Source organism: Xenorhabdus sp. PB61.4, from assembly GCF_963894935.1.
Classification (GTDB): Bacteria; Pseudomonadota; Gammaproteobacteria; order Enterobacterales; family Enterobacteriaceae; genus Xenorhabdus; species Xenorhabdus stockiae.
Window position 1 is genome coordinate 1 of record NZ_CAWQJR010000208.1, and the last position, 21526, is coordinate 21526.

General features: G+C 41.5%; 18 protein-coding genes. 9 read left to right on the top strand and 9 right to left on the bottom strand.

Going from position 1 to position 21526, the window contains the following annotated elements; all coding sequences use genetic code 11:
• From AACX68_RS18400 to AACX68_RS18410, 3 genes are all read left to right on the top strand, one after another.
• The coding region (locus AACX68_RS18400; RefSeq protein WP_228860060.1) for a hypothetical protein at window positions 1-1601 on the top strand (1601 nt) is incomplete at its 5' end.
• Between the two features lie 21 nt (window positions 1602-1622).
• Window positions 1623-5219, top strand: coding sequence for a trypsin-like serine protease (locus AACX68_RS18405; protein WP_228860061.1), 3597 nt, complete (start codon window positions 1623-1625; stop codon window positions 5217-5219).
• 173 nt (window positions 5220-5392) lie between these two features.
• On the top strand, window positions 5393-6310 hold the full coding sequence (locus tag AACX68_RS18410) for a bestrophin family protein (protein WP_228860062.1): 918 nt from the start codon (window positions 5393-5395) through the stop codon (window positions 6308-6310).
• 81 nt (window positions 6311-6391) lie between these two features.
• On the opposite strand, the gene AACX68_RS18415 is transcribed toward AACX68_RS18410, so the two are convergent.
• The gene (locus tag AACX68_RS18415) at window positions 6392-8710 is read right to left on the bottom strand and encodes an FdhF/YdeP family oxidoreductase (protein ID WP_228860063.1); all 2319 of its coding nucleotides are present in this window, start codon (window positions 8708-8710) and stop codon (window positions 6392-6394) included.
• A 332-nt stretch (window positions 8711-9042) separates the two neighbouring features.
• On the opposite strand from AACX68_RS18415, the gene AACX68_RS18420 reads away from it, so the two are divergent.
• Window positions 9043-9543 carry a DUF2867 domain-containing protein gene (locus tag AACX68_RS18420; protein WP_228860064.1) on the top strand — a complete coding sequence of 167 codons (501 nt, stop codon included), beginning with the start codon at window positions 9043-9045 and terminating at the stop codon, window positions 9541-9543.
• Window positions 9544-9564: 21 nt separating this feature from the next.
• Here the strand turns inward: AACX68_RS18420 and AACX68_RS18425 are convergent, their stop codons facing one another.
• Together AACX68_RS18425 and AACX68_RS18430 are read right to left on the bottom strand one after the other, a co-directional pair.
• Window positions 9565-10782, bottom strand: a complete 1218-nt coding sequence (locus tag AACX68_RS18425) for a DUF819 family protein (RefSeq protein WP_228860065.1) — start codon at window positions 10780-10782, stop codon at window positions 9565-9567.
• A 41-nt stretch (window positions 10783-10823) separates the two neighbouring features.
• Window positions 10824-11552 carry a M15 family metallopeptidase gene (locus AACX68_RS18430; RefSeq protein ID WP_228860066.1) on the bottom strand — a complete coding sequence of 243 codons (729 nt, stop codon included), beginning with the start codon at window positions 11550-11552 and terminating at the stop codon, window positions 10824-10826.
• A 299-nt stretch (window positions 11553-11851) separates the two neighbouring features.
• Here AACX68_RS18430 and pyrI point away from each other — a divergent pair, with 299 nt between their 5' ends.
• From pyrI to nrdG, 4 genes are all read left to right on the top strand, one after another.
• Window positions 11852-12328 carry an aspartate carbamoyltransferase regulatory subunit gene (pyrI, locus tag AACX68_RS18435; protein ID WP_228860067.1) on the top strand — a complete coding sequence of 159 codons (477 nt, stop codon included), beginning with the start codon at window positions 11852-11854 and terminating at the stop codon, window positions 12326-12328.
• 209 nt (window positions 12329-12537) lie between these two features.
• Window positions 12538-12924, top strand: a complete 387-nt coding sequence (gene ridA, locus AACX68_RS18440; RefSeq protein WP_086955166.1) for a 2-iminobutanoate/2-iminopropanoate deaminase — start codon at window positions 12538-12540, stop codon at window positions 12922-12924.
• A 311-nt stretch (window positions 12925-13235) separates the two neighbouring features.
• Complete coding sequence (gene nrdD, locus AACX68_RS18445) at window positions 13236-15146, top strand: anaerobic ribonucleoside-triphosphate reductase (RefSeq protein ID WP_339389378.1); 1911 nt, start codon at window positions 13236-13238, stop codon at window positions 15144-15146.
• Window positions 15147-15150: 4 nt separating this feature from the next.
• Window positions 15151-15615 (top strand): anaerobic ribonucleoside-triphosphate reductase-activating protein, encoded by a 465-nt coding sequence (gene nrdG / locus AACX68_RS18450; protein ID WP_228860068.1) that lies wholly within the window; start codon window positions 15151-15153, stop codon window positions 15613-15615.
• Between the two features lie 2 nt (window positions 15616-15617).
• Here nrdG and AACX68_RS18455 read toward each other — a convergent pair whose 3' ends face one another.
• Both AACX68_RS18455 and bhsA read right to left on the bottom strand, forming a co-directional pair.
• Window positions 15618-16049 (bottom strand): YhbP family protein, encoded by a 432-nt coding sequence (locus AACX68_RS18455; protein WP_228860069.1) that lies wholly within the window; start codon window positions 16047-16049, stop codon window positions 15618-15620.
• A 112-nt stretch (window positions 16050-16161) separates the two neighbouring features.
• Window positions 16162-16413 carry a multiple stress resistance protein BhsA gene (bhsA, locus tag AACX68_RS18460; RefSeq protein ID WP_099120032.1) on the bottom strand — a complete coding sequence of 84 codons (252 nt, stop codon included), beginning with the start codon at window positions 16411-16413 and terminating at the stop codon, window positions 16162-16164.
• Between the two features lie 270 nt (window positions 16414-16683).
• Between bhsA and AACX68_RS18465 the strand changes: the two genes are divergently transcribed.
• On the top strand, window positions 16684-16971 hold the full coding sequence (locus AACX68_RS18465) for a GIY-YIG nuclease family protein (protein WP_255705656.1): 288 nt from the start codon (window positions 16684-16686) through the stop codon (window positions 16969-16971).
• Between the two features lie 57 nt (window positions 16972-17028).
• Here the strand turns inward: AACX68_RS18465 and AACX68_RS18470 are convergent, their stop codons facing one another.
• The 4 genes from AACX68_RS18470 to AACX68_RS18485 form a co-directional block, all read right to left on the bottom strand.
• Window positions 17029-17532: a GNAT family N-acetyltransferase gene (locus AACX68_RS18470; RefSeq protein WP_228860070.1), complete on the bottom strand. Its 504-nt coding sequence runs from the start codon at window positions 17530-17532 to the stop codon at window positions 17029-17031.
• A 299-nt stretch (window positions 17533-17831) separates the two neighbouring features.
• Window positions 17832-18989, bottom strand: coding sequence for an ABC transporter permease (locus AACX68_RS18475; RefSeq protein WP_228860071.1), 1158 nt, complete (start codon window positions 18987-18989; stop codon window positions 17832-17834).
• Between the two features lie 18 nt (window positions 18990-19007).
• Window positions 19008-20213 carry an ABC transporter permease gene (locus AACX68_RS18480; protein WP_228860072.1) on the bottom strand — a complete coding sequence of 402 codons (1206 nt, stop codon included), beginning with the start codon at window positions 20211-20213 and terminating at the stop codon, window positions 19008-19010.
• A gap of 12 nt (window positions 20214-20225) precedes the next feature.
• Window positions 20226-21197 carry an HlyD family secretion protein gene (locus AACX68_RS18485; protein ID WP_228860073.1) on the bottom strand — a complete coding sequence of 324 codons (972 nt, stop codon included), beginning with the start codon at window positions 21195-21197 and terminating at the stop codon, window positions 20226-20228.
• Between the last annotated feature and the right edge of the window lie 329 nt (window positions 21198-21526).

Consider the following 21526-nt stretch of genomic DNA (forward strand, 5'->3'; position numbering starts at 1 on the left):
GTATATATGATTCTGAGATTAAAGTAGTAGGTAGTGACTGTATGTATGATTCTGGAAATAAAAATATTAATTTAAAATCTGGAGGTGAATATAATCAGACAATTGAGGATAGTGACAACGCCAACCCGTTTCATGGGGAATTTTGTCAAGGTAGTACAAAGTACGTAATATGGCAAGCAACTCTAAAAAAAAATGGAAATAATTATGAAGCATGCACTTTTATATTAAGAACAACCCCAACAGGTTTATTTTCATGGGAGACAACAGTTTACAAATACTACTGTAATCTTGAAATAACTGCTAAATGCAGCGGAGAGAACTGTTTAAATGTTTATGTTGACAGTGATAAAAGTGATCATACGGTTATAAGCATCGATAATACATGGGAACCACCAGAGATTATATCCTCTGCCCCACAAACCCAGGCCCAAAATAACTATATTGCCATTACAGGACAGGGCCTTATGAAAGATCACTCGTTACCTTATCTTGTCACTAATTTTGACCAAAATAAATATAAAGTTAAGCTTATAGAAGGAAAAAGGACTCAATGGCGGGCAAAAGTCTGGATAAACTGCGAACTGGTTCCCAGAAAAATTAGTATTGAGGGTATTGAAAATTCAGGAATTACTATTAAAGGGCCACCATGTGGTGCAACCATAACGTCAATGAAGGATGCTCAAATTATACCTGATGGAAAATATGACATATCCGGTTTAATTAATACTAAAGTTCCAAATGATGTTAAAAAAATTAAAGTATCAATTTCTAGTTTTGATGATCCGGATTACATTCATCCTTCTGAACCAACGAAAGAATATATACCTGATGTTGATCTTAATTCCGGCACATGGAGCCTTAAAGGTTTAACCGCAAAATGTTTTAATTACTATAAAGCATCTGTGCTTTTTAACCAGAATAGGAAAGATGACAATAATCTCCCCGGAAAAAAAGAAATTAAATTTGGAGTAGCTCGTTGTCCGGTAAAAATCACAAAACCTGTTATGCATGAATTTATTACTTCAACAGACGACAATCCTAAACAGATTTTAATTGAAGGGAAAGTAACAGAAAAAACACCTCTCGATGTAATTGTAAACTACTATTCAAATGGTGAACATGCTCTACCAATTATTTCCCGAATTGGAAATAACTGGCAAGCTAAAATTAGTAATGCTCCTGCCGGATTTATAAAAATTCAAGCTAAAAATACAGGAACAAAAAATGTTCCTATTAAAAATAGCAATGACGAAGTCACTATACTGAAATCAGAAGATTTCTCTGTAAAATATGGCATCATCGATAATGTATTTATCTACCTTTATGGAACTTCCATGCCTAACGAGGATAAAAAAATCAGTGAGTTCAAAGAAACTCTCCACCCTAAAATAATATTTTATGATGGTGTAAAATCGGAAGAAATAATTCCTGATGAAAAAGGAAATTGGCGTTCAGATAATAAATATTATGCTAGACGAGGGGTGTATCTTTTTACTATCCGTGAAATATCTGATAATGAAAATTATCCAGCAAGGAAAGATAAAACACTGGAATGCACTGGAGGTAAAGACCATATGACTTGTATTGAAAAAAATAATTAATCTCCCATTCAGGAGGCTGTTATGATTATATTTAAAGTGTTTCTCACCCTCTTATTATTACCTTACAGTATAAATGTATTTTCAGATACTGTATTGAACCCCCACCCAATAGAAACAATTGCGGGAGGAGAAGAAAGCTGTATTGAGAGTAACAATAGCAAATGCAAACCTTGGGTTGTAAATATCATTATTAAAAATAAATCAGGAAACAAATCTGGTCAATGTAGTGGTTCTCTGATCTCTCCAAGCTATGTTTTAACAGCAGAACATTGCCAGGGTAACCCTGAAATCCTTGAAAAATATTCGATTTTAAATTATAAAAAAGAAGTAATTGGTACTGCAAAATATAAAAATTTTGTTCCATACTCTGATTTAGAAAAGAAGGGCGCAGATTTTGCAATAATAAAATTAGATAAGCCTATTGATTTAGCTAATTATGGTCATGTTCGTCGTTTCTTTGACTATGATGAAGCTTATGAAAAAATAGACAAAAATTATTATAACGCTTCTGTCTATGGCTATGGTGATTTGGGAATTGATCCAACAACAGGAAATCAGATAAAAAATACTGAAATAAAACAGCGGAGAGCTGATGTTAATATTGTCACTAATGCCATAGATTCTTACCAAAATCATGGGCTTCTTATGAAAGAAAAGGAAGATTTAAAGCCAGGAGTTACACAAAATGGAGACTCTGGTGGCCCGGTTATTTGGCATGATACAATCATCGGTGTTACATCCACAGGATTAAGTACTCTTAAAGATAGCAAGAAAGCCCGTCCATTTTTTTTCGCTTCAGATGTTACAGGAAAGTATTTTAATACCGATTTTAAGGAAAGAAGAAACCTAGGACATTGGTTTTCTAAGAACATGAAAAAAATATGGATCTATAATCCGGATTGGGGTCAAAAATTAAGTAAAAGGAGAAAAAGCATAATTGTAGAGGGATTTGGTCGTCCATATACTGAGATCAATCTTCGTTACTCCATTAATCACAAAGAGGAAGAAAATACTAAATGTAAAGTCAGCTCAAGTAGTAGTATGTGGACATGTCATATCCCATATGATTCCTATTTTATTAAAGAAGTTAATGAAAAATATGAATATGAAATTACTATTACAGCTGAAGAGTTAAATAGAAATGACGAATCATGGGAGAGTGATACCATAACAGCAAAAATACCAAGTGCAGAACAAGAGAGTGATATTATTTACCCAACAGATAAATCAATAGTTCTAACCAAAAACTTTATCATACGTGGATACGCCGCCCCTGGTTCTAAAATAAATTTAATATTAAGCGCTAACCCTAAGTACGGTGAAGAAAAATATACACAGGATAAATTATGCGATGGGCTCTATGATGGAGAATTGATAGATACAGATAAGAATGGGCTATGGTTATGCTATATAAATACTAATATTAATCTTAAAAATTTAGGAAAAGATGACAACTATAATATAACTACAGAGCAAGAACCCCAAAATCCCGAAAATAAAGAAGTCAGAGATCAAGTCAGCATCAGTTTAAAACCAGAAGATTATTCCGATTTAAATATTGAGCTAAATAAAAATATCGAAGGAAGCATATACAGGAAAATATTAGGATTTAACGCAACTTATGCTAAAAATGCAAAACTAGTCTGTATTTTCAACGGTGATTATTCAATTTGTAAAAACAACCATCAAGGTGAAAATAAGTTTCATTTAATAAGTCCATTTATAAAAAAAGATGGTATTAATAAAAACAAAAAATGGTTTATCTATATCGGTGCAATACAAAAACTGGAGAACGCTGACCCGTTTGATCTAAAGTTATGGCATCATAAGTCTTTCGAATATGAAGGCGGATATGTTATGCCTTCTTTTAATAAAGAATATCCGATGGAATCACCAACAAAAATCTCACCTATTGATATACAAAATAAAAAATTCACTGGTTTTGGTGGTGATGATCAACGTTATACTCTCTCAAATGATGATATACTTTTACCTTCAGAATATTCTATCTGCATGAAAAAAAGCAGTCAGTCACCTTCAAATTCCCCTCAATGCAATAGAGATGATAAGGATATCTACGTAAAAATTCCATTGGAAAATGGTAAATTTTCTTCCGAAATACCAATACAATATAGTGAATTTGAACAAAAGCATGATTTTCCAAACTGGAGTTTATCGCTTCCTCCTGAATTGAAAGACGGGGTTTATTATATTGAGGTAATGGACAGGTTTCTCCCTCAAGGACTCAAGATTGAGCCTCATATTTTTTTTAATTCCTTATCAAAAGCATATTTTGAAATCGTCCCCCCTAATGTTGGCTTTACAAGCCCGGAAAACACCTCAGATACCGTTACGACGGTATCAGGAACTGCCAATATTCCCGGTGAAACAGTTAACGTCAGAAAACGTAAACTTTCCCTTGCTCGGGGGGCATCAGGGGGAGATACGCCAGACATCCTCTCAGACATAATTTGTGAGGATGCTGTCGTCAGTGATAATGGTGACTGGGGATGTAGGACACCCGTCACTTTCACCGAAGGCATGTATCAACTGACCGCCGAATTAATGAAAGACAACAAAGTAGTTGCTACTAAGACGGAAGTGGTGACTGTGGAAGAAAAAGAGCCGGATGAGGATGAACCTGAAATTGATAATCCCACCAATTCTCCACCGATTGATCCGGACGGCGGGTTAATAAGCCTGTTTGGTGTATTCAGTGCTATTGCGGCAGCAGCGGGAGCTGCAGCAGGGCTTGCCACCGGACTGGCCGGAGCTGCTTCTGGTGCTGTTATCGGTGCCGTTTCTACCATCGCAGGCCTTGCTATTCCTCATTGGGGGTTAAACATTGACACAAGCAAATTACACGGAGGAGAAGCCTATACATTAGTGATACAGGAAACCAAGGATGGGAATAAAATTGGTGCACCTATCGAATGGCACTTTACCATGCCAATGCGTATTACCGAGCCGCAAAAAAACGCTCACTACCGGGTAAATAGCGGTATATCAATTCAAGGAGAAGGCACTCCCGGCCAACTGATCCTTATTGCCAGTTCAAAATCGTTTCTACCGCCAAAAGAAACCGTCCTGCCGGCTTCATCTGGTACACTGATTTGTCAGACCAAAGTGGATGCCAACGGTAAATGGGTATGCCCAAATAATCCAGTCATGACAGCAAAACAGGCAGGAAGATTCTCCCTTTATGCAGCCCAATATCAAGAAATCCACTCAGAAGATCTGACCACAGCCCATTATAAAAGAACCTCGGAAGTTACACGCCAATATGAGATCACCCAAACCCGAATCAGTATCACAGCGCCTAAGCAGAATGCTGAATTCCACCGGAAACCTTTTGACATTGCCGGAATAGGCGAACCCGGCGCCCAAATACATATAGGCAAAAAAGGTAATAATAAAGCGTGTGATACCACCGTTACTGCATCCGGCAAATGGTCCTGCGGGCCTTACCTATTCGGGAAGGGAAAATTCACGGTATCGGCGGAACAGTTTATCAGCCATGAACTGCACTCTACGGCACAGGTATCCTATAAAATCCAGCCAGCGAATGGCGCTTCTTCATTAATCTACTTACATTTTAACCACCATTCTAAATATTAAGCCTCCTATCTAAGGAGATTTGAACGCAATGAACTACGGCATAGCGCCTCCTGACAGGAGGCGTTTTTTTAACCTCAGACTAAGAAAAAATGTGAAATTCTGGAGCTGTAATTACAATAGTATTAGGATGGTCTTATTTAGTTAGTTAATAATTATAAAAGTTTGTATTCACCATGATCATCCGTCCTAACCAACACTGGTTCTTTCGTCTATTTGACTGGCATGGCTCAGTCTTATCAAAAATCACTTTCCGTTTAATGCTGAATATACTCATGTCTATCATCGCAGTTGTGAGTTATCAGTGGTATGAACACCTTGGCATTCATTTGACCGTCGCCCCATTCAGCCTGCTGGGGATCGCTATCGCCATTTTTCTCGGCTTTCGTAATAACACCAGTTACAGCCGTTTTGTCGAGGCCAGAGCACTCTGGGGATCGTTATTGATTACTCAGCGCTCGTTGTTGCGCCAAATTAAGAGTATCCAGCCAGATGAAACTCAGTTACATCAGCAATTTTCTGTTTTGCTTATCGCGTTTAGCTGGAGTTTAAAACATCAGTTACGTGGCACTGACCCAAAAGAAGATTTATATCGCCTTCTGCCCACAGAAATATATGCTGAAATTATCCGCAGCCCGATGCCAACTAATCGGTTATTACTGAAAATGAGTCTTCTCCTCGGTGAATGGAGGAAAGGGGAACTATTAAGTGATATCACCTATGAAATGATGGATAAGAACCTCAATGAGCTTTCCCATATTCTGGGTGGCTGTGAGCGTATCGCCAGTACTCCCGTTCCTTTCGCCTATACGCTGATACTCCAGCGAACGGTTTATCTCTTCTGTACCCTGCTGCCTTTTGCTCTGGTTACCGATTTACACTATATGACACCGTTTGTTTCAGTATTTATTTCTTATGCTTTCTTATCATGGGATGCGCTGGCTGAAGAATTAGAAGATCCATTCGGAATTTCACCCAATGATTTACCTCTCAATGCAATTTGTACCGTCATTGAACGCCATCTGATGGAAATGAATGATCAGACGCCATTACCGGCTTTATTGCAACCTAATGAAAAATTCAATTTGCTCTGATTATTCACCTTCATTTGATTAAAGGCGAACAGCAGGCTCGGTTTTAATGTCTTTCCCAAAAAACGAGCCTGAATCAATGTATTATATGAGGCGCTGAGATTCTGCATCCTTCAGTGCAGTCAGCGATAACTTCACCGGAACAGATTTGGATGTGGGTGTACCTGTACCATGACCAAAGCTGTCCATCGGTACTAACGGATTGGTTTCAGGGTAATAAGCGGCAAGGTTACCGCGCGGAATAGTATAAGGGACTAATTTAAATCCACATACTTTGCGTTCAATACCGTCATGCCAGATTGTCTCGATATCAACCAGATCTCCTTCCTGATAGCCCGACTGGGCAATATCTTCCGGGTTCATAAACAAGACTTCCCGTTGACCATAAACGCCACGATAGCGGTCGTCTAATCCATAGATGGTTGTGTTGTATTGATCATGGGAACGTAAGGTCTGCAAAGCGAAAGGAACGTCTTCTCCGGCAATTTGAGGAAACAGTGTGTCTGGCAATGGTGCATGGCTAAATTCAGCTTTTTTACTCGGAGTCTGAAAATGCAGTTCCGCTGCTGCATTACCAAGATAGAAGCCGCCCGGATGTTCACATTTTTTATTAAAGTCAGCAAAACCGGGAATAGTTGCGCTAATGTGATCGCGGATTTTGTTGTAATCTCCGGCTAGTTCCAGCCAGTTAATTACTGGCGTATTGCCTAAGACCGCATCAGCAATGCCCGCAACAATTGCCGTTTCAGAACGCTGTGTATCAGATAGTGGTTTATTTATTCCTTCGGAAGCGTGCACCATACTGAAAGAATCTTCTACCGTAACAAACTGAGCACCACTGAGCTGAATATCCTGTTCTGTACGCCCCAGTGCCGGTAGGATAAGAGCATCTTTTTTACCGGTAACAAGATGACTCCGATTTAATTTCGTACTGATATGAACAGTCAAATCACAATGCCGGAGTGCTTCTTCTGTACGTGGACTATCCGGCGCAGCAGCAGCGAGGTTTCCACCCAGCGCAATCAGTACCTTCACTTCATCACGCAGCATCGCCTCCAGCGCTTGTACCACATTATGACCATGCGCACGGGGAGGTTCAAAACCAAAGTGATTTGCCAGACTATCAAGGAAAGCCTGAGGCGGTTGCTCATTAATCCCCATCGTCCGGTTTCCCTGTACGTTACTGTGACCACGCACCGGGCATACACCAGCACCGGGTTTACCTAACTGACCAAACAGTAATTGCAGGTTTGTAATCTCACGGACTGTATCAATAGAGTGTTTATGCTGAGTAATACCCATTGCCCAGGTACAAATCACACGTTCAGCATGCAGATAAATATCCGCAGCCTCGCGTAGCTGTTGCTGCGTCAGACCTGATTGTTCCTCTATAAATACCCATTCAGTAGCAGCCACTTCCTGTAAATAAGCCTCCACACCTTCGGTATGAGCCGAAATAAAGTCTTGAGCAAAAATACCCGCTGCTCCGGCAGCTATACGAGAGTTATGAACTTCCAGCAACGCTTTGACCATCCCCCGCACAGCAGCCATATCTCCGCCTAATTTAGGCTGATAATAACGATGACTGATATTGCCTGCCATTGGAGTAACAACTTCGAGTGGTTTTTGTGGATCAGCAAAGCGCTCTAGGCCACGTTCACGCAATGTATTGAAGGTGACAATTCTGGCTCCGTGTTCTGCTGCGTGCCGCAGGCTATGCAGCATCCGTGGGTGATTTGTACCGGGATTCTGCCCAAAGACAAAAATAGCATCTGCATGATCAAAATCATTCAGACGGATCGTTCCTTTACCCACTCCCAGACTTTTCAGCAGCCCATAACCGCTGGCTTCATGACACATATTTGAGCAATCAGGAAAGTTATTAGTCCCCAGTACCCGGCCAAATAGCTGATACAGCCATGAGGCTTCATTACTGGCACGACCGGAAGTATACAGTTCCAGCTGGTTCGGGTTTTCCATCCCATTAATGTGTCTGGCGATCAAAGAAAAAGCCTGCTCCCAGCTAATAGGCTCATAGTGATCGGTCTCATGGTTATAGCGCATCGGTTCAATAACGCGCCCTTGATATTCCAGAAAATAATCGCTTTGTTCGTAGAGTTTGCTGACACTGTGTGTGGCAAAAAACTCCCGGTCTACATGCCGCCGGGTTGCTTCCCAGGTAACTGCTTTCGCGCCATTTTCACAAAAGCTGAAAAGGCTTTTGTTATCATCACCCCATGCACATCCCGGGCAGTCAAAGCCTCTGGGTTTGTTCATGCGCATCAGATTAACCATGTTCTTTAATACTTGTTTACTATCAAAGACAAAACGTGTTGTTGCCTCCAATGACCCCCAGCCTCCCGCTGCGGCGTGATAGGGTTTTATTTTTGATTTGAATTTCATAACAATCTCTATTTTTAACCTGGTGGTCAAAGAATTGGCCACGGATTGGCAGATGAATCAGAAACGCCGAACAGATTTATTGTGATACTTATTCCGTCCTTATACAACGAGAAAACCGAATTATCTTCCTGTTGATACTGTGACCTGCCATGTGATGGATATCACATTGTCAGATGGCATATTTGAGTTGGTGAAAATAAATGCAATGATAAGACGTTAGCAAGATAAAGTATTGTTCATTTTTAATTCAATTGTGGGCGTTTTTTATACTTTATCAAAGAGACACTTGAAAGACGAAGTGTATATTAGGAAAGATAATAGCGTGGTGTCATATGTACTATCGTGATGAGTTTGGTTTTTTGCTTTTAAATAAAAAAGATAAATTAGACTATTACAGCCAGCAAAATACTTTTATTAAAAATAAAGCCACTGCCCTGACTGTTTATAATGAAATGACAAAGAAAACACCATTATGGATACGTTTGTCTTTTGCAATAAGAGATAAAATATCAAGTCTCGCCGGTGTTGAAAAAATCAATGGGTTCTCTGGTGGTCATTTAGCAGAAAACATGCGTGAAGGAAGCTCTATTGATTTTTTTAAGATTATCCATATCAGTGATGATGAAGTATGCCTGCTATCAGAAGATATACACTTAACCGTTTTAGTTTCCCTGAATGTTTTATCAAATGATAATCAGGGAAAAGGCTATAAAGTCACTGTCACAGCATCCGTTATTACCCATAATTTTTTTGGGAAAATGTATATGATCCCAGTTTCTCTTGCGCACAGTATTATTGTGAACAGTATGCTCAGAAAGATGACACTTTCCTGACAGACTGAATTTAATCGGTTATCACATATTCTCCACCACAAAGTAAACAAACGTGCCGACATAATTACCAATAACATAACCGACTGTACCAATGACCATAATCGGCCCGACCAAAGAATTCCAGCCACGGCTGATTGCCATTGCCGCCGCTGTAGTTGGCCCGCCAATATTGGCATTACAGGCAAGAATATTTTCTTCCAGACTGAATTTAAAGACTTTCCCTGCTGAGAAAGTGATCAACAGGTTAATCATGGCAATAATAAAAACAAAGACAAACAGTAATGGCGCATTACTGATAATAGCGTGGACAGATGCCGGTATGCCGATAACAACAAAAAACATGTAAATAGCGTAAGTGCCTAATTCCTGCGTGCCATTAAGATTGCTGAAGGTTTTTTTGAATATCGATACCAGAATAAATGTCACTGTAGTAAGAAGCAGGTATTTATCTGATATTAAACTGAAAACCAGTTCCTGATAGATGCTGTCAGGCTGCCCGAACAGCGCCTTTAACCATGATGAAAGATGGAATGACAGCGCTACGATAAAAATTGACCATGCCAGTGCCAAGGCGATATCTTTCAGAGCAATATTTTTCGGTTTCCAGTAAGCAGCAGCTAAAGTCCGCGATTTATCCAGTTCAGGATTATTATCAATCGCATCAGAATAAGGGCTTCCCCAGAATTTCCTTGCCACTGACCAGCCGGATATAACCATCAGGATAATAAAATAAGCCGCCATCATCATATGATCAGCGACAATAGTGGATGCCGTCATACTTTCAGATGGTGCTAATTTGGCTGCCATTGCGGCAAAGTTAACCCCACCCCCCGTATAAGATGCAGACATCATCCCACTGATTTTATCCAGCTCAGGGATATATCCCCTGAGTAAATGAAATGCGATCACTGTGCCAATCATCGTCGCGACAGAGGAAATCAAAAATAATATAAATAACCGCCAGCTGCCGGTAATCAGATTATGTAAATTAGTTTTAAATAACAGCAGCGGAATTGCTAAAGGGACAATATATTCCCAGACAACATCATAAGCAGGTGCTTCGGTCGGAATAATATGTAAGTTAGAGGCAAAAATAGCGATGACCAGAGCAATAACAGCGCCCGGTATTTTAGTCGCCCATTTATATTTTTGTTCCAGCATAATTGCAGCCGCTACCGCAATCATAATAAAAGCCCACAGCATTAATGAATTATCAGCGTCAATTAAGGTATTTTTCATTATGTAATTTAACCTCTTATTCTGTTCAGGCCGATAATATTCTATATTGTGCTGCCTGATTCCCTGATGCCTTCCACTGCACCATAAACAGCCTGATCATTTTTATAGAATGCCCATAAAGCATTACCATAATCGTAATGCCACCACTCAGTCGGCAGGTTAGTAAAGCCAGCCTGAATCATAACGTGATGCAGTATCCGACGGTATAATACTGTCGGCATGTTTGTATCCGATGATTGTTCTAAGGCTGCGGTGTAAGACAGATCATCCACTTCATCAAATTCTGTGCCCATAAACAATGCCTTACCGGAGGCAATATCAAACAGCGTTACATCCACTGAACCGCCTGTCAGATGGGGACTCACCGGATTTTGCTCAGTCGGGGCGGGTGCCACAAACTGTTCCAGTAATTCTTTTTGTTCTTCAACGGATAAGTAGCTGTACTGCTGCGCAATGGTAGCCCGTGTTTTCTCCTGCAATGCAAGCTGAGTTTCTCGTGAACGCCACCCATCCAAAACTAAAAGCCCTAAATGAGAAGGTAATAATTGAGAGGCCTGTATTAATTTTTCAGCCACACTTTTTCTTACCGCACAATATTCAACAGCGCCATTGATACCCGTAAGAAAATAAACCGGTTTCAGTTTTATTTTATCCGTTTCATAAATGACTTCTAAAGGCTCATGACATTCATTAATCGATATTTTATTAATAGTTTCCCAGTCAAAAATCTTTTTTGTACTAATTTTCCGATCAGTAAAAGAATGCAGCATATTAACCTTCATATTTTTTATATTTTCACTTAGTTATATCTTAATAAACTTTATTAATTAGCTAAATAAAAGAGACTTTAATCATTAATTTTATTTATTTGAAAATAACAAGATATTTACAGACTAGCAACAAAGTCAAAAGCTATCAAATTTTAATTTTCTTTCTGTTGAACAGGTTAAATACCATTTAAAATTGTGTCGGTTACACAGGATGCAATGCCAAATCTTATATGACAAAATATGTGTAGGCATCCCCTAATATCCGGAGGAAGAATACCAGACGGTATTCACAACACAACATGACTCAAGAGCATCCACAAGACCATCAGTTGCAAGTAGAAGCCATTAAATGCGGCACAGTTATCGACCATATTCCGGCCCAGGTCGGTTTTAAATTATTGTCTCTTTTCAAACTCACAGAAACTGATCAGCGTATTACTATTGGCCTGAATTTGCCTTCCAATCACTTAGGGAAGAAAGATCTGATCAAACTCGAAAATACCTTCCTGACAACCCAGCAGGCAAACCAGCTCGCTATGTATGCACCACATGCAACCGTCAATAACATTGAAAATTATGTTGTTGTGAAGAAAATGCCAATCAACCTGCCAGAACAGATTGTCGGTATCCTTGTCTGCCCTAATGGTAACTGTATCAGCCATAATGAGCCTGTAGAAAGCAGCTTCCATGTCATGGAAACGGCAAATGATGTCATCGTTCGCTGCAAGTACTGTGAGAAAGAGTTTGATCGTCAGGCTGTTATCAACAACGATTAAGATCTCTCAGTTGATGCCGGGCTGAGTGACACTATAATAAAGCCTTCTCAACATATACCCTATGGATTTCGAGTTGTATCGCGGCGGCAAAGGAAAAAATCCCCTGAGCATAGATAACTATGCGACTGGGGGGCGCGAGTGCAGCCAACAAAGAGGCAACTTGAAAGACGACGGGTATCTTTAATTCTGACGTTAAACAGGAGTTCCTAATGTCACGTTCCATTCATACCGAAAATGCACCAGCCGCAATTGGCCCTTATGTTCAGGGTGTTGATCTGGGCAGCATGGTTATTACTTCCGGTCAAATCCCTGTTGATCCAAAAACAGGGGCTGTTTCTGAAGATATTACCGCACAAACTCGCCAGTCACTGGAAAACGTTAAAGCCATTATTGAGCAGTCTGGCCTGAAAGTTGCCAATATTGTGAAAACAACTGTGTTTGTTAAAGACCTGAATGACTTCACTGTTGTGAATGCCGCTTATGAAGCGTTCTTCACCGAACATAACGCGCCATTCCCTGCCCGTTCATGTGTTGAAGTAGCTCGTCTGCCAAAAGATGTAAAAATCGAAATCGAAGCGATTGCAGTGCGTAGCTAATTCATAGCGTTATCAACCCTGATAGGCTCAATATTAGGGTTGGTTGCTCTTTTTGTGTCTATCTCTTTGCGGAACAACTTTCCCTTTCTTTGTTTCAGATCAATTTATTGAGCGGTATATTCGCTTCAATATTCCACATATTGTGCTTAAATATAAAATAATCACTACATATAGTGCTTATGCACAAGGTTATCCACACAAAGTTAAAAACTAGCCATTATGCAACTGTCGTTGTGATAGGCACTGCAATAGTCGTTACGATTTATCTGTTGGATAACATACTGAGGAATCCTATTGTGAAAACGGTTGTGATGCTGCGTAATGACCATCTGGTTAACGTCGGGGAAAATACTCTTCACGGATGGCATGATCGTCTGGATCAGGAAATACGCGGACTGATCGAGCAAAGTGATCTGCCTTTACTCAATGAGAATGCGAATAAAGATGCCAGAGTTATCCCTACTCAGCGTGATTTGCTGGCGGGGATCGTTGCCAGACAGTATGCCAAACAGCATATGCTGCCGAGTGATGTCGTTCTGGCACATGAGAAAGGCGAAATTCACTACCATGATCTGGATTATGCTCCGTTTTTCCCGATGTTTAACTGCATGTTGGTCGATTTAGAAGGGATGCTGACCCACGGCTTTAAGATGGGAAATGCTGAAATTGAGCCGCCAAAGTCGATCTCCACAGCAACTGCTGTCACAGCCCAAATTATTGCTCAGGTCGCCAGTCATATTTATGGCGGCACAACCATTGACCGCATTGATGAAGTGCTTGCTCCCTTTGTTAAAGCCAGCTATCACAAGCACCTGATGATTGCTGAAGAGTGGCAAATCGCAGATAAGAAAGCTTACGCAGAATCCCGCACGGAAAAGGAATGTTACGACGCGTTCCAGTCTCTGGAATATGAAGTGAATACGCTGCATACCGCCAATGGGCAAACGCCGTTTGTGACATTTGGATTTGGGCTTGGTACATCAAAAGAATCCCGTTTAATTCAGACTGCTATTTTACGTAATCGCCTCGCTGGTCTGGGTAAAAACCGCAAAACGGCAGTATTCCCGAAACTGGTTTTTGCCATTCGTGATGGGCTGAATCACCGGTTTGGCGATCCCAACTATGACATCAAATTATTGGTGCTGGAATGTGCCAGCAAGCGTATGTATCCCGATATTCTTAATTACGATCAGGTGATTAAAGTCACCGGATCATTTAAAACCCCGATGGGTTGCCGAAGTTTTCTGAGCGTTTATGAAGAGAATGGTCAGCAAATTCATGCCGGGCGTAATAATCTGGGGGTTATCAGCCTGAATCTTCCCCGCATTGCAATTGAAGCAAAGGGTGATGAAATGCGCTTCTGGCAGTTATTAGATCAACGCTTGCTGATTGCCAGAAAAGCATTAATGACGCGCATTGAGCGGCTGGAAAGTACCAAAGCACGGGTCGCCCCTATTCTTTATATGGAAGGAGCCTGTGGAGTAAAGCTAAAAGAAGATGACAGTGTTGCCGAAATTTTCAAACATGGGCGGGCTTCTATTTCGTTAGGGTATATCGGTATCCATGAAACGATTAATGCGTTATATGGTGACCATACTCATCTATTTGATAATGAACAGCGCCGCCAAAAAGCACTCGCTATCGTTAAACATCTGCGTAAAGCCACCGATGAATGGAAACAGCAAACCGGCTATGGCTTCAGCTTATACAGTACGCCGAGCGAGAGTTTATGTGACCGTTTTTGTCGCCTTGATGTCGCTGAGTTCGGCGTAATCAGTGGAGTTACAGATAAAGGCTATTACACAAACAGCTTCCATCTGGATGTAGAGAAGAAGGTCAATCCTTACGATAAACTGGATTTTGAAGCACCATATCCTCCGTTGGCGAATGGCGGTTTTATCTGCTACGGCGAATATCCCAACCTACAACATAATTTAAAGGCACTGGAAGATGTGTGGGATTACAGTTATTCCCGTGTTCCTTATTATGGAACCAATACCCCGATTGATGAATGCTATCAATGCGGTTTTACCGGAGAGTTTTCCTGTACCAGTAAAGGCTTTACCTGCCCTGCTTGTGGTAATCATGATTCAGCTCAGGTTTCCGTGATAAGACGGGTTTGCGGATATCTTGGCAGCCCTGATGCGCGCCCATTTAATACAGGTAAACAGGAAGAAGTAAAACGCCGCATTAAACACCTCAATAATGGGCATATTGGCTAATATCATGAATTACCATCAATATTATCCAGTCGATGTGGTCAACGGCCCCGGAACCCGCTGCACTCTGTTTGTCGCGGGTTGTTCCCATCAGTGTCGTGGCTGCTATAACCAGACGACGTGGCGGACTGATTCCGGTCGTCCTTTCACTCTGGCAGTTGAAAATCAGCTCATTGCTGATCTGAATGATCATCGCATCAGGCGGCAAGGGCTATCATTATCCGGTGGCGATCCGCTTCATCCCGATAACACAGCAGCGATTCTCAGGCTGGTCAAACGGGTAAAAAAAGAGTGCCCGGATAAAGATATCTGGTTATGGACAGGCTATGTTCTTGACGAATTAAGTGGACTTCAACAGGAAATTGTCAGCCATATTAATGTGTTAGTTGACGGTAAATTTGAACAGGAACAACAGGATCCGATGCTGATCTGGCGGGGCAGCCGTAATCAGGTAATTCATTATCTACGCTGAGATTAACGCTGCCAGTATAATTTTTTGCCAAAACCAAGCGAATTATCCACCATTTTGATCTCATTCAGGTTCAATTGCCAGATAGGTGTTTTTGCTGTTATCGCAACAGGAAACTGGTGGCAATAAGCCGCTCTGGCAATGGTTTCATCTTTACCCGTCAGCGCAACAACCTCACCACGAAACTGAATACCTTTGATCCGGGAAATATTGTGCGTTTGCTCTGCGATCGTTCCCGCAACGATGGTATTTTCCTGCATTATTTTACCGTGACGCGTATCAGATTCGGTCATAAACCAAAGAACCATGTTTTCAGCGTCAAAGAGATAGAAGCAACTGGCGCACCAGAGATCCTGAGGTGAAGAAGTACAAAGTGTGAAGACGTGCTGATTGGCAAGATACTGAGATATTATTAATTTTTCTTTATCCGATTCCATCTATTTATATACCGTTATATTTCTGTCTTTTAATCAGAACACGTTAGATAACTTCCAGTTACGTGTTCTGATATTTATCTAATAAATAACTATAGTCTGGGATAACTATAAGTTATTTATAGATTTCAGCAACACCATACAATTTATTTTTGCCGGTTGCAGAAATAATACGGAAAGATTGGGCTCCAGCTTTATCAGCTTTTTTGGATAATGCCTCAGTCAGACTATCCAGCGTTTCCGCTCCTGCTACAGAAACCACACCAATCTTCTCTCCATCAGCACTTTTGACTTCGGTTGCGGCAAATGAACCAAATGAAATAGCACTTAATGACAACACGGCAGCAATAAATTTCACGTTTTTCATCTTTAAATCCTCTGACTACTTGTAAATATAGGAGTTACCCTTTGTGATGCGGATCAATTTATACGCTTATCGGAAAAATGATAATTAGCAATTACTGCTATTCTTATTCAAGAATTTTGAATTGAAAAAATGATCACCTACGGTGAATAAACATATAATTTAATATAATCCATAAGTTATAATTGTAGAAAGGTAGTCATTAAGATGATAGCTAATCAATGCATTAATCTTTATTGTTATTAATACATTGGAAATAACTTAAGAAAAATAATGAATATTAAAGAATCTGATTGGTATCTTTACCTGATAAAAACGCGGAATGGTTCATTATATACTGGAATTACGACAGATATTTCTCGCCGTCTGGTTCAGCATACAGCCGGAAAAGGAGCAAAAGCGCTGAAAGGAAAAGGGCCATTAACGTTGGTCTATCATAGCGCAGTGCCGGACAGGAGTACGGCTTTGAGACTGGAATATCAGGTAAAACAACTGAGTAAGCAGCAAAAAGAAAGGCTGGTGACTGCCCAGCCTGTCTGTATAGTTACCTACCTATCATAGGTTCTGTTAACTGAGTTTTGTTAACTTACATGCTGCCATCAGAATACCGGTAACATGTCATACGTCAGCAAAATGACGGGAATACGTGACCAGACCATGGCAATCATCCAGCGAGACATCTGCTAGTGTGTAAACCTGAAAATATCGTTCACAGCCAGACCACTGGCAATGTAGTTGATACTCTTCAGCGGGCCTGAAACCAAATCTCTGATAATATTCAGGCTCACCAAGTACAACAACAGCCCCATAGCCGAATTCATTCAGGCTGTCCAAACCTTCATACACCAGCTTCTCGCCAATCCCCTGACGACGGTACGATTCGGCCACCGCCAATGGCGCTAACCCAACCCAATTATGATCCTGTCCATTGACATCAACCGGTGTAAAACCAACATAGCCAATCACGTGACCTTCATCGTCAGTCGCAACAACACCCAGTGTCAACAAGCCATCTTCTCTTAGCTTGTGGACTAACTCAGCTTCTGCCGATGTCTCAAAGGATTCCCGCAACAAGCGATCAATCCCCATAGCATCAACCGGAATTTCGACCCTGATTAACATGACGATAACGCGCGATCGTGCTGATCAGCGCCCTCTTTCTGTTCCATTTTGATAAATTCAGCTAACTATAATAAATCAAAATGGAGAGTGGATTTAACCTAATACAAACCAGTTCCTTTTTCATGAAAAGGGGTTTGTTATTCTGCCAAAATACTGAGATATTTCCTGATGCTATCTCAAAAATCCATCATAAAAATTGACATTGAGATGCAGTAAATCAGCACCTGAAACCTTTACACGGAACCTGCCCCAAATCAATATATTTTCACTATCTACCTGACGATAATTCGGGATTATTATTATTTCCCTCTCAGGCGTTTCATAAATCCTCTCAGCTCCCGTAATTCACCATTACGTAGCATTCCAACCAAGATCCCCAGGATCATATAGATAACCCCTAGGAGTAAGATCATCGCGATATCCCCCAGCATACTTTGCAAAGGCATATTCATTTGGTTCATCCCTGCGATAATTTTGGTTGCCCATGTGGATGGTAAAGCGGATGAGATTACCCTTACCCAATCAGGCATTGCCTGTATGGGCCAGATTGTGCCGGAAATATAAAACACCGGTGTAGTAATAAATGCCAGTGTCAGATAAATCATTTCCACGCTGCGTAAGCACTCTGTAACCAGTTTGCCCAGCCCCAGTACCGCCAGCAGGAATGGAAAAGTCATTAATAGCAATTGATAAATTGGCGCATCCTGCCTGTATCCCAGAACCCACGGCCATAGCACAAAAAAGATGACAGATAAAAACAACCAGATAGGCAACAGTGCGGACAGAGCTCCCAGATAGACAGGCAGCGGGGGCTTGCCTTTAGGGGTTACACGTATGGCGATACTTACACGTACGCTGGCAATCAATAGGGAGTGCTGCAAAAGCATGACTAATAATCCGGGGAAAACAATGGCGGCATAACTCACCCCCGGATTGAATAATCCGATTGTTTCTCCTTTGATCGGTTGCAGCAGAACCTTTATCTGTTCTGTGCTGAACCCCGACTTCAAAAGTAATTTTGTATTGTATTCTGACAGTAACTTTTGGTAAGCCAGTATCAAATCCTGTTGAATCTCCCCGTTAGCCAGACGGTTAGTCGCATCACCATAAACCGGAACTGTCACATTTTTCCCGCCTAAAAGGCGCTTCTCGAAATCTGTCGGGATAATAATAATGGCAAATATTTCCCGATGCAGCATGTCAGCACGGGCATCCGCGAGACTGGCATAATTTTTGGTTTCTACTTTTGCTGTCGCATCAACGTGACGGATCAGCGCACGGCTCATATAGCTATTATCCTGGTCAATGACCGCGACAGGCAGATCCCATAATGTGGGTTTAACGTAAACCAGACTCATAATGCACAGAGAGACAATCAACATCAGCCACATGGGTTTTTCCAACATTGACAACAATACCGTGCGGAAAGTCTGCCAGTACATTTTCCAGTTATTCATTTTCCGGCTTCCCCTGCATTATAGGCTCTCCCCGGACTGACTAAGCCGTTTCCACAGGCGATTGCGAACCAGTAAGGCACAAACCAGAGGGTAAATTGCCAGTAACATGCAAACGTAAACGATGATTTTTAATGACACTTCCCGTAAAAAAATATCGAACATAGCATTTAGAGCATGGGTTAACGGTTCCAGATTTGAAATAAGCCTTGCTGGCCACTCCATTGATAATTCAGGCATCACCATACCGGAAAACGACATTGCGATACTCACCAGCATCCCAATCAGGGTATAAGCCGTTATTGCACTGTTGGTAAAAGTAAACAGTAACAGGCCAATGCTTTGAGCTGCGATCACATAGAAAAACCCCACCACAGGCATATAGAGCGGGTTACCTGCGACTTTGGCATCAGAAAATGCCACCAGCACCATGATTTCTACCATCAACAACAGGGTGAAAGTGACTGTATGCGGGGCCAGTTTCCCTATTAAAGCCGGTACAAAAGATTTCTCGCTCAGGAGGTGTTTACCTCTCGCCATGGTATAAATCGTACCGGTTACAACAAAAAGCTGTAATAAGTGGATGGTTGCAGCGAATTGCTGGTAGTAAATATAGCTGCCACTGGCATTGAACAGACTGTCATAAGACATGGTCGCTCTGGCAAGCGGAGGGAGTTGACGGCCAATTTCAGATGCGATGACACTACGATATTTGGCATTCGTTTCTGCCATCAGCCCACTGAAATCCACAGATGCATAACGACCCGCACCATAAAACAGTGCATTGTAATACATCCTCACCGTTGGCTGTTTCCCACTCAGCGCATCTTTTTCCAGATCAAAGGGAAGGTAGAGCAGAGCATAATCCTCTGCGCTACCCAGACGCTCTAATGACTCAGCCAGACCACCATCATAAGTTTTGATATCGGCATGGGGTGCTGCATTCAGATTACGGATCAGCGATCGTGATAAGGAACTGTGATCATTATCCACTGCCGAAACAGGCAGGTTTAACAGCGTCCCTTCCGAAAAGGTGGCACTGATTAAGATAAACAGCACCAACGGAAACAGCCAACTCAGCCAGTGAAAAACCGGGCTACGGGATGCAACCTTCAGCTCCTTATTAAAAGCCTGCTTAAAGATATTCCATTCATGAGCATGCCACCTAAAACTATTCCATCCGAAGCTGCTCCATTTAACACCAAACCATCCGCCTTTTCTGTTCATCAGCCTGCCACCTTAGCGACCCCAGAGCCATAGCGCACTCATGCCGGGGCGCAGACCATCAACCGGTTGTGATGGGTATAAACGTACTTCAAATGTTCTCAGATCGAAGTCCCCTGTCGCACGGGTTGCACGTTTTGTCGCGTAATCTCCCATTGGCGCGATATAACGCACTTCTGCCTCAACCTCTTTGTTATCCAGCGCCGGTATACGCAGTTTAACTTTGTCACCTTTGCGCACTTTCGCCAGAATATCTTCACGCAGGTTATAGACGAAGTAGGTTTCGGGAATACGTACGAGGGTTGCCAGTGGGCTGCCGGCATTAAAAAGCTGACCGACTTCTGCCGGAAGGGGCCCGATTTCACCAGCAACAGGTGCTGTTACCTGTAAATCATTACTCTGGATTATTAATTCCCGTAATTTTTCTTCCGCTTCATTCAGTGCAGCCTGATACTGTTGCCTCAATTCAATACGATCGCCATTTTTTCCCGCTTCCAGCTCTGCTTTCGCTGCCAACATTTTCTGATAGGCGATATCGCGGGCATTTCGGGCATTATCCAGTTCACTGGCAGATGAATAGCCTTTGACTGAAATATTGCTCAGCCGCACAAATTCACGCTTTGCATTGTTATAGCCAAATTCTGCCTGCAAAAATGCAGCTTCCAGACTACGAATATTCTCTTCCCGTGTACCACTGATGGATAAATCGAGTTTTGCTTTGGCCTGATCACGGGCAGCCTGAGCGGCGGCAACTTTTGCAGCCAATTCAGGGCCATCAAGACTAACCAGCAATTGCCCTGCTTTAACATCGTCACCTCTCCTAACGTGAAGCGCGGCTACACGTCCGGATGCTTTGGATGTAATGATGACTTCAGGAGCGTCTACCTCTCCCTGTAACAATAAATCCTGATGATGTGAACGAAAAAGTACAGCCATTGCAGTCAGAAAAATAATCAGCAATATTGTGAAAAGTGTTCTTTTCTTCATTATGTTTTGTAAGCTCCAAACATACTACCCGAACAAAACTCGTCGGAGATTTACGGCATTAAGTTTATTAGCTGCACCCATGCAACGACATGGCCTTAATCTGTCGCTTTAACCTTTAATCTCTATGATCCGTTTCTTATCGAATGACGATTAGTTGCGTAGTGTGACACTATTTTCACAAATCCTTTTTAGAAATTCGTGCGCTTCATCATTGACAAAAGTTAAATACTTTGCTCAGTCATTTATAACATTATATACCTAATCAATTTTTATGAGCGACATGGAAGAGAATTAATCAATTTTCAGAGTCGAATTGCCTTACTTAATAC